The organism is Micromonospora sp. ATLC20, assembly GCF_057196585.1.
This window is the reverse complement of record NZ_JBXUOV010000073.1, coordinates 18,986-28,074: the sequence shown is the minus strand read 5'-3', so window position 1 is coordinate 28,074 and position 9,089 is coordinate 18,986. Positions and strand designations below refer to the sequence as shown.

The following is a 9,089-nucleotide window of genomic DNA, read 5'->3' as shown; positions in this document are numbered from 1 at the left end:
CGGCCCTGGTACGACGTGCCGATGCTCAGCTTGCGGGCGATGGTCGGGTGGTCGGCGACCACCTTGTTCACCACCGCTGTCAGCTCGGCGTCGTCGGCCAGGCCGGACGAGCTGCGGCGGGCGGTCCGGGTGGCGTCGCGCACGCTGTCGCCGGCGGAACCGACGGCGGAGAGCAGGTTCTGCCACGCCTGGTCGGCGACCCGCTCGGCCTTGCCCCGGCGGTCCAGCAGGTTGGATCCGAACATCGTTCTACCTCCTCGGGTGCCGAAGGCCGGCGGCCACTTCGGACTCCGGTGCCCATCCGGCGGGTTCACTGTCTCGGGCAGTGCCCCACCGGCGCGCGCGGCAAACCACGCCGTGGTGCCCGGCCGTGAGCAGCGAACGGGACGAACCACCCGAACGCGCCGGGACCGGTGCCGACGGGACGTGCGTGCGCCAGCTACCCTGGTCGGCGGATCGGCGGGCCCGCCCGGTCGCACGGCTGGCCGCGGCCCGCCGTACAGGGGAAACTGGAACCCGGAGGTCCGGATTGGGTACGCCCAGGTGTGCCCAGTTCGCGAATTGCTCATCCCGGGGGGTGGCGACCGGGCCGTTGGAGGAATACTCTCGGTCGCGGCCCGCGTACTGATGAGGCGCCCGTCATGGGCGAGTGGAGGTGCTCGCGTGAGCCTGTCGATCGTGAAGTCGGTGCGGCCGGGTGGTGTCGTCCAGATCGCGCCCCGTGGGGAGATCGACGTCGACACCGCGTACGAGGTGCGGGAAGCGATCGCCGAGGTGCTCGCGAAGGGCCGTCCCGCGCGAATCGAGCTGAACATGCGGCTCGTCACGTTCATCGACTCGGTCGGTATCAGCGCCATGGTCGCGGGCTTCCAGACCTGCGAGGTCAGCGGCGTCAAGCTCGTGGTCACCGAGCCGAGCCGGTTCGTGCACCGGCAGCTCTGGGTGACCGGCCTGCTCGGCCTGTTCGGCGCGCCCGAGCCGTGGTTCGCCGACGACACCCCCGAGGTGCTGCCCGGCGCCTGAGCGCCGTTCACACCCCCTGCGGCCAGGGGACCTTCTACCCGTTGCCAGTCCGGCGTCGGTACGGGACGATCGTCGCGACGCACGACGGCGAGGGGGCCCGCTTGCAGAGCAGCGACAGCTTCAGCTACACCGTGCAGGCCCGGTGCACCCGGGCCGAAGCGGTGGCCCTGCTGGGTGACCTGAGTCGCCAGGGTGAGCTGCATCCGCTGATCGTCCGGGTCCGGAAGCTGCCGGCCCGGCCGGGCGCGCTGGCCAGCTACGCGATCACCGACCGGCTGCAACTCGGCCCGCTGCACTTCCCGGTCACGTACCAGGCGGACGTGCTCGTCGCGAGCGAGGACGAGGTCGTCACAGTGGCGCGGCAGCAACCCGCGACGACCGTCCGCAACCACACCCGCCTGCGCGACGAGCCGGACGGCACGGTACGCATCGACGTGGAGATCACGCTCACCGCGCCGGCGCCGCTGTTCGGGTACGCGTTCCGCCAGGCCCGGGCAGCTCACCTGGGCCTGGCGGCGCGTCTCGGCGCGACCCTGGAGGGCCGGCCGGCCTGATCCGGCCGACCCTGCAGGGCGTGCTCAGTACACCGACAGGTGCACGTGGTTGGTGTGGTCGCTGGACGGGTCGCCGTTGCCGCCGCTGTACGACTTCCACCCGCTGCTGGGCAGCCAGATCTGCTTGAACCAGATCACGTAGAGCACGGCGAGCGGGTCGGCGTTGCGCACGAAGTACGCGGCCAGGTTGTTGCCGTACGTCCGGTCACCGCCGGAGGCGACGCCGCCGAAGCCGTTCTTCTGCGCGGCGAAGTCGCAGGCCCGCCCCTTCGGATGCTCACCCGAGCCGCTCGGCCGGTGGCACGAGACGTACCTGGTGAAGCCGGCCGCCTTTGCCTGTTGCAGAGCGTGCAGCGTGCGCGGCGTGATGCAGCCGTTCGCCGGCGTCGGGTCGTTGACGCTGCACGACTCCGACGGCCAGGAGCCGTCCGAGTTGCGCGGTGCCGGCTTCGCGTTCTTGCTGGAGGTGCCCTGGACGCTGCCGCCGCCGCTGCTGTTGTTGCGCGAGGCGCGGTCGTTGGCGACCTCCAGGGCGCGCTCGGCCTGTTCCTTGCGCTTGCCCATCACCGTCACCTGCTTGCGCTGCTCGCGGATCTCCCCGTCGAGCTGGGCGCGGGTGCGGGTGGCCTCGTCCCGGGTGGTGATCAGGTCGCGCAGCGTACGGTCCTCGTGCGCGGCGACCTGCTCCAGTGCGGCGGCCCGGTCCATGAAGCCCTCCGGGCTGCTGCTGCCGAGCAGCGCCCCGGCGGTGCCCAGGCGGCCGTTGCGGTACGCCACCGCGGCGATCTCGCCGACCTTGGCGTCGCGTACGGCCAGCTCGGCGCCGACGGTCTTGAGCTGGTCGTTCAGTTGCTTCTGGCGGGTCACCGACCGGTTCAGCGCGGCCTTCGCCTCCAGCCAGCCCTTGCTGGCCGCGTCGAGCTGGGCGCGCAGTTCCGGCGTGCCGCCCTCGTCGTCGCCGCCGGGTGCGGCGGCGAGCAGGCCGGTCGCCGGTGCCGCGGAGGCGGGGGAGACCGGAACGGTCGCGACGCCGAGGGTCAGCGTCGCGACGAGCAGGGCCGCCAACCGGGCGGCCGTCCGTCGTACAGGTGCCACTGGGGGCATTCACACGTCCTTCCGTCAACGCCGACCGGGTTAGCTGACGGGTTCGGGACGGAAGATCCCTACCGCTGACGCGGATGCACCCCACGTACGTGGTTCCCCGGCTCGTCCCTGCGGACGATTAGGCGACGGCCGCCCCACCGGGGCCGGGTGGCGTCCGCGGGTGCGGCCGCGACCGAGACTACCGGCGCTGCCCGGGCGCGGCTCCGTCGAGCAACGCCGCTAGGCGGGGCAAAACCGACATAAGACTACATTAGTCACAATGATTTAAGTGTGTCCTAATCACCACTCGGTCTTGCCGCACACTCCGGCCGACGCTCCGGGTTCGACCTGCAACGTGGCGTGATCGATGGAGAAGTCCTCGTGCAGGGCGGCCCGCGCGGCGGCCAGCACCCCGGCCGGGTCCACGCCCGGGTCGGTGGTCAGGTGTGCCGAGGCCACCTCCATGCCCGAGGTGAGCGTCCAGACGTGCAGGTCGTGCACCTCGGCCACGCCCGGTACGGCGGCCAGGCGGTCGTGCACGGCGGTGACCTGGAGGTGCTCCGGCGCGGCCTGCACCAGGATGCGCAGCGCGGCCCGGCCGAGCCGCCAGGTGCGCGGCAGGATGAACAGGCCGATGCCGACGGCGACCAGCGGATCGGCCCACCACCAGTCGGTCACCGCGATGACCAGCGCGGCGGCGATCACGCCGAGCGAGCCGAGCAGGTCGCCGAGCACCTCCAGGTACGCCCCGCGCAGGTTGATGCTCTCCTTCGACCCGGCGCGCAGCAGCGCGAACGCGACGATGTTGGCGAGCAGGCCGAGCACCGCCACCACGAGCATCGGGCCGGCCAGCACCTCCGGCGGCTCGCCGAACCGGCGTACCGCCTCGACCAGGACGTAGATCGCGACGGCGCCGAGCAGCACGGCGTTGGCGAGGGCGGCGAGCACCTCCAGCCGGTAGAGCCCGAACGTGCGCTGCGGGTCGGTGCCGGCGCGGCGGGTGGCGGTGATCGCCGCGAGCGCCATGCCGATGCCGAGGACGTCGGTGAACATGTGCCCGGCGTCGGAGAGCAGCGCCAGCGATCCGGTCGTGAAAGCGGCCACCGCCTCGACCACCATCAGGGCGGCGAGCAGCGCGAAAGCGGCCCAGAGGCGGCCCCGGTGGCGGTGCGCCGCGTTTGTCACCGCGCCGCTGTGGTCATGACCTGCGCCCACGCCAACACCCTCCCTGCCGCGTACCGGCCAGGCCCAATGTATGTTCACATCGCTATGTATGCAAGTGAACTGTGGGTGCCGGCGGGACCGGTCACCCCACCGGGTCGAGCGTGGTCAGACGCTGGGTGGCGCGGGACAGCGCCACGTACAGCGTGCGCACACCCGAGCCCGGGTCGGCCCGGATCTCGCTCGGCGCCACCAGCACCACGCCGTCGTACTCCATGCCCTTGGCCTGCAGGCTGGTCACCACCTGCAGGCGGCCCGCGCCGAGCCCGCCCAGCCAGCCGGCCACCTCGTCCCGGCGCGGCACCGGCGTGATCACGCCGACGGTGCCCTCCACCTGCGCGAGCAGCGCCTCCGCCGCCTCGACGGTGGCCGCCGGCAGGTCGGCGGCGGCCACCGTGCGCTCGACCGGCGGCACGCCGGTGGACCGCACCGCGTCGGGCAGCGGCAGGTCCGGGTAGAGGCGGCGGATCTCCGCCGCCGCCACCGCGAAGATCTCCGCCGAGTTGCGGTAGTTGGTGGTCAGCTCGTAGCGGTGCCGCTTGCGCCGGCCCAGCGCCTGGTCACGGGCCCGGTCCAGCTCCTGCGGGTCGCCGGTCCAGGCGGTCTGCGCCGGGTCACCGACCACCGTCCAGGACGCCAGCCGCCCGCGCCGGCCGACCATCCGCCACTGCATCGGCGAGACGTCCTGCGACTCGTCCACCACCACGTGCGCGTAGTCGCGGTAGTCGTCCGGACGCTCCCGCGCCGCAGCGCGGGCGGCGCGCTGCCGGTCGGCGTACGTGCTCAGCTCGCGCACGCCACCGGCGAGCTGGTACGGGTCGCGCTTGGGCCGGGCCCGCTTCACCGGCTTGCCGAGCAGCGCGTCCAGCTCGTCCAGCAGCGCGATGTCGGCCACCGTCAGCCCCTCGGTCGCCAGCGTCCGGTAGGCGTCGCCGAGCAGCCGGATCTCCGCCGAGGAGAGGATCCCCCCGGCGTAGCGGCGCAGCCGGTCCGGGCGGGCCAGCCAGTCCAGCACGTGCCGCGGGTGCAGCCGGGGCCACCACGCCTTGAGGAACTCGCGGAACTCGGGCCGCTCGATGATCTCGTCCTCGAACGCGGGCTGCTCCGGCAGGCGTCCCACCCGCAGCGTGCGGGCCTGCGCGTAGAGCGCGGCGAGCACCGCGTCGAACGCCGCCCGGCGCACCTCGTTGCGGCGCGCCCCACGGGCCAGCGTCCGGTCCCGGATCGCGTCCAGCGCCGGCCGCTCCAGGCGCAGCAGCTCACCCCGGTAGAGCAGGCGCAGCTCGGCGGGGGAGTCCGGCACCGCGTCGCGGACCGCGCGTTCCAGCACCCGGCGCATCCGCAGCGACCCCTTCACCGCCGCCACGTCCGGCGGGTCGGTCCGGGACGCGGACAGCCCGGGGAACAGCGAGCCCAGCGAGTGCAGCGTGGCGGTCTCCTCGCCCAGCGAGGGCAGCACCGAGGCGATGTACTCGACGAACACACCGGACGGGCCGACCACCAGGATGCCGCCGCCGGCGTACCGGGCCCGGTCGGAGTAGAGCAGGTACGCGGCCCGGTGCAGCGCCACCGCCGTCTTGCCGGTGCCCGGGCCGCCGGAGACGATCGTGACGCCGTTGCCGGGGGAGCGGATCGCCTCGTCCTGCTCGCGCTGGATGGTGGCGACGATGTCGCGCATGCCCCGGCCGGTGGCCCGGGACAGCGTGGCCAGCAGCGCCCCGTCGCCGACCACCGCCATGTCCGGCGGCGCGGCCTCCGGGTCCAGCAGGTCGTCCTCGATCCGGGTGACCTTCTCCGAGGCGGACTGGATCGTGCGCCGGCGCACCACGCCGCGCGGCTCGGCGGGCGTGGCCTGGTAGAACGCGGCGGCGGCGGGTGCCCGCCAGTCCACCACCAGCGTCTCCGCGTCCACGCCCCGCACCCCGAGACGGCCGACGTGCAGCACCTGCCCGGTACGCAGGTCCAGCCGCCCGAACACCAGCCCCTCGTGCTCGGCGTCCAGCACGTGCCGGCGCTGGGCGGCGTGGAAGACCATCGCGTCCCGCTCGACAAGCGCGCCGAAGTTGCCGACCCGGGCCAGCCGGTAGCCCTCCCGCTCGGCGTCGGCCGCCGACCGGCGCAGTTCGGCCAGCCGGGCGTACACCCGGTCGAGGTGGCGCTGCTCGGCGGCGATCTCCCGGTCCAGCGTGGTCTGGTCGGTCAACGCGGATGCTCCTGTGTTCGGAGGGCACGGCGGGCTGAATGAGGGTACGGGCCGCCGGCAACCGGCACGTCGGGGCATGCCGCGCACGTGGCGTACGTCAGTGCCGCTCGCGAGCCGGAGACGCTCAGAGGCGGGTCGCCGGGCGCCCGGCCAGCACCCGGTCCAGCACGCCGGCGAGGGCCGTGTTCACCTCGTCGGGGCGCTCCATCATCAGCATGTGCCCGGCACCCGGGCAGACCGTCAGCTCCGTGCTGGGCAGCGCGGCCGCGATCGACTCGGCGCAGGGCGGCGGAGTGAGCCGGTCCCGGTCCCCGACCAGCGCGGCGGCCGGCAGCCCGCCGAGCGCGGCGAGCGTCTCCAGCCGGTGCTGGGCGCCGATCGAGGCGCGGAAACCGCCGATCGAGCGCAGCGTGGCCCGGGCCACCGCGGAGGTGACCAGCCGGATGTCCGCCGGGTCGCAGCGGTCGCCGAACAGCATCCAGCGGATGCTCGGGCGCAGCGCGCGCAGCAGCGCGTGCGGTGGCCGCCAGCCGCCGCAGCGGGCCAGCACCCCGGCGCCGGTGGTCTCGGCCAGCCGGATCAGCCGGGTGATCCGCGGGGACAGGCCGTACGCGGTGTGCGTGTGCCCCTCGGCGGTCGTGGAGACGAACACCAGACCGGCGGTACGCGCGGCGAACCGGTCGGGGTGGCGGTGGGCGTACTCCATCACCGTCATCCCGCCCATCGAGTGCCCGACCAGGACGATCGGACCGGACGGGACGATCTCGTCGACCACCGCCGCGAGGTCGTCACCGAGCTGGGCGAGGGTGGCGTCGCGCAGTGCCAGGCAGCTCGACCGGCCGTGGCCGCGCGCGTCGTAGGTGACCAGGCGGACCCGGCCGCCGAAGCGTTCCCGCAGCTCGGTGACCTGGCGGTGCCAGCTGCGGCCGTCCAGCGTCCAGCCGTGCAGCAGGACCGCGGTGACCTCGGCGTCGACCGGCCCGGTGACGCTGACGTGCAGGCGTACGTCGTCGGGGAGCCGCAGTTCCAGGTCCGGCATCGTCCACCTCCCGGCCCGCCGATGTGTGTCCACCAGATGACCCGGCGGTGACACCGGCGTTACCCGCCATGAGACCACGGCAACCGGCCCGGAGAGAAGATTCCGGTCCGGCCCCACGGCGTCGGATCGGTGACCAGGCTGGGAGACATGCCGTCCACCAGTCCGCGCGCCGCGCTGGCCGAGCTGCTCGCCGGCAACCGCCGCTTCGTCAGCGGCCAGCCGGTGCACGGGCACGACGTCACCGCCGCCGCGGCGGTGGCCTCCGGCGACCAGCAGCCGTACGCGGTGGTGCTGGGCTGTATCGACTCGCGGGTGCCGTTGGAGGCGATCTTCGACCAGACGTTCGGTTCGATCTGCGTGATCCGTACCGGCGGGCACGTGCTGGACCGGGCCGTCCGCGGCTCGATCGAGTACGTGGTGGAGCAGCTCGGCGTGCGCCTGGTGATGGTGCTGGGGCACGAGCGCTGCGGCGCGGTCGGCTCGACGGTCGAGGCGCTGCGCACCGGACGGCGGCCCGGCGGCGACCTGGCGTACGTGGTGGACGGGATCGCCCCGGCGGTGACCGACGTCGGGGTGGACGACCCGGACGCGCACCCGCTGGCGATCCGCCGCCACGTCCGGCGCACGGTGGCCGCGTTGCGCGCCGACGACCGGCTGGCCGGGCCGGTGGACGCAGGCGAGCTGGCGGTGGAGGGCGCGCTCTACGACCTGGCCACCGGCGAGGTGACGCTGCTGCCGCAGGAGGAGACGCGAAACCGCCCGCCGGGATGATCCCGGCGGGCGGTAGCGGTGGTGCGGGTGAGGGCGCTCAGCCCTCGAAGACGCCGGCCTCGACCAGGCGCTTCTCGGTGGCGTCCCAGCCGTGGCCCGGGTGGGCGGCGGCCAGGCCGTTGATCTCGGCGCGGATCTTGGCGGCGTGGCCGGCGGCGGCCAGCACCCGGATCTCCTCGACGAAGGCGTCGGAGTCGGTGCGCAGGTGCGCGGTCTTGCCGTTGGTCAGGTTGCGCACGTAGGCGTGCTTGCCGCCGTTGAGCGGGATCAGGTACTTGAACTCGCCCAGCACGCTGAGGGCGCCACCCTGGCCAGCCTGGCCGGCCCGGACGGACGCGCGCGCGGTCTTAGAGGTGTTGCTCGCCACGGAGGTACTCCTTGCAGACGTACGGTGGGGACGGAAGGCCGTCCGGGGGCTGTGCGAGTGACGCCCGGGTGGGCGCCGGCCCGCGAAGATGTACGGCGGCACAGAGAACCGCCCAGAGAACTGTACACGACCACGACACCTGGCTGGTCGTCGCGGCGTCAGAGGGCATAACCAGGTCCGCCACCCGGGTATTTCCCGCTCCGGGGCCCGGCGAATTTTCCGATTCGCTGGCGCACCACCAGTCACACGGGTCATCATGTGTGCCAGGTACCACTCGGTAGGACGAGGTCGTAGGGGAAGACGCACCTCGGCTCACCGGGAGGTCACCGTGCCAACGCGTGGCGTCGTATACGTCCACTCGACCCCGCTCGCCGTGTGCTCGCACGTCGAGTGGGCGATCGCGCGCGTCCTCGCCGCGCCGGTCAACCTGCACTGGACGGCGCAGCCCGTCGATCCGGGCGCCCGTCGCGCCGAGTGCGGCTGGACCGGCAGCCCGGGGACCGGCGCGGAGCTGGCCGCTGCCCTCCGGCAGTGGCCCATGATCCGTTTCGAGGTCACCGAGGAACCCAGTCCCGGCGTCGACGGCGAGCGTTTCATGTACGTACCGGGCCGGGGCCTGTTCCGGGCCGCTGTCGGCGCGGCCGGCGACATCCAGCTCGGCGAGGACCGCCTCCGCAGCCTGATGGCCGCCGCGCGCGGCCCGGAGGCGCTGGCCCACGCCCTGGACAAGGCGCTCGGCACCGCCTGGGACGCCGAGCTGGAGCCCTACCGGTACGCCGGCGACGGCGCGCCGGTGACGCTGCTCACCCGGGTCGGGTGACGGCGGCC

The 9,089-nt window shown here is 73.6% G+C and carries 9 protein-coding genes, 1 pseudogene and 1 riboswitch; of the genes and pseudogenes, 4 read left to right on the top strand and 6 right to left on the bottom strand.

Annotation, left to right across the window (positions count from 1 at the left end; translation table 11 throughout):
* Window positions 1–245: pseudogene (locus AC2CHG_RS17090) on the bottom strand (hypothetical protein); the annotation flags it as partial.
* A gap of 418 nt (window positions 246–663) precedes the next feature.
* On the opposite strand from AC2CHG_RS17090, the gene AC2CHG_RS17085 reads away from it, so the two are divergent.
* Window positions 664–1,023, top strand: a complete 360-nt coding sequence (locus AC2CHG_RS17085; RefSeq protein WP_013475611.1) for an STAS domain-containing protein — start codon at window positions 664–666, stop codon at window positions 1,021–1,023.
* Window positions 1,024–1,124: 101 nt separating this feature from the next.
* Window positions 1,125–1,577 carry an SRPBCC family protein gene (locus tag AC2CHG_RS17080; RefSeq protein ID WP_135241474.1) on the top strand — a complete coding sequence of 151 codons (453 nt, stop codon included), beginning with the start codon at window positions 1,125–1,127 and terminating at the stop codon, window positions 1,575–1,577.
* Window positions 1,578–1,601: 24 nt separating this feature from the next.
* Here AC2CHG_RS17080 and AC2CHG_RS17075 read toward each other — a convergent pair whose 3' ends face one another.
* From AC2CHG_RS17075 to AC2CHG_RS17060, 4 genes are all read right to left on the bottom strand, one after another.
* Window positions 1,602–2,681, bottom strand: a complete 1,080-nt coding sequence (locus AC2CHG_RS17075) for a coiled-coil domain-containing protein (RefSeq protein ID WP_484525095.1) — start codon at window positions 2,679–2,681, stop codon at window positions 1,602–1,604.
* Window positions 2,682–2,685: 4 nt separating this feature from the next.
* A riboswitch (cyclic di-AMP (ydaO/yuaA leader) is annotated at window positions 2,686–2,816 on the bottom strand.
* A gap of 144 nt (window positions 2,817–2,960) precedes the next feature.
* Complete coding sequence (locus tag AC2CHG_RS17070) at window positions 2,961–3,875, bottom strand: cation diffusion facilitator family transporter (RefSeq protein WP_355508273.1); 915 nt, start codon at window positions 3,873–3,875, stop codon at window positions 2,961–2,963.
* A gap of 91 nt (window positions 3,876–3,966) precedes the next feature.
* Complete coding sequence (locus AC2CHG_RS17065; RefSeq protein ID WP_357209452.1) at window positions 3,967–6,084, bottom strand: HelD family protein; 2,118 nt, start codon at window positions 6,082–6,084, stop codon at window positions 3,967–3,969.
* 124 nt (window positions 6,085–6,208) lie between these two features.
* Entirely contained in the window at window positions 6,209–7,123 is a 915-nt protein-coding gene (locus tag AC2CHG_RS17060) for an alpha/beta fold hydrolase (RefSeq protein ID WP_484525094.1), read from the bottom strand.
* 147 nt (window positions 7,124–7,270) lie between these two features.
* On the opposite strand from AC2CHG_RS17060, the gene AC2CHG_RS17055 reads away from it, so the two are divergent.
* Window positions 7,271–7,894 (top strand): carbonic anhydrase, encoded by a 624-nt coding sequence (locus AC2CHG_RS17055; RefSeq protein ID WP_484525093.1) that lies wholly within the window; start codon window positions 7,271–7,273, stop codon window positions 7,892–7,894.
* 37 nt (window positions 7,895–7,931) lie between these two features.
* On the opposite strand, the gene AC2CHG_RS17050 is transcribed toward AC2CHG_RS17055, so the two are convergent.
* Window positions 7,932–8,261, bottom strand: a complete 330-nt coding sequence (locus tag AC2CHG_RS17050) for a hypothetical protein (RefSeq protein ID WP_099164126.1) — start codon at window positions 8,259–8,261, stop codon at window positions 7,932–7,934.
* A 328-nt stretch (window positions 8,262–8,589) separates the two neighbouring features.
* Here AC2CHG_RS17050 and AC2CHG_RS17045 point away from each other — a divergent pair, with 328 nt between their 5' ends.
* Window positions 8,590–9,081: a DUF3145 domain-containing protein gene (locus AC2CHG_RS17045; RefSeq protein ID WP_135241468.1), complete on the top strand. Its 492-nt coding sequence runs from the start codon at window positions 8,590–8,592 to the stop codon at window positions 9,079–9,081.
* Window positions 9,082–9,089: the final 8 nt, after the last annotated feature.

What these genes read in the sequence shown, in the direction of transcription:
- AC2CHG_RS17075 (WP_484525095.1), bottom strand. Translation starts at nt 2,681, where the DNA reads ATGCCCCCAGTGGCACCTGTACGACGGACGGCCGCCCGGTTGGCGGCC.
- AC2CHG_RS17060 (WP_484525094.1), bottom strand. Translation starts at nt 7,123, where the DNA reads ATGCCGGACCTGGAACTGCGGCTCCCCGACGACGTACGCCTGCACGTC.
- AC2CHG_RS17055 (WP_484525093.1), top strand. Translation starts at nt 7,271, where the DNA reads ATGCCGTCCACCAGTCCGCGCGCCGCGCTGGCCGAGCTGCTCGCCGGC.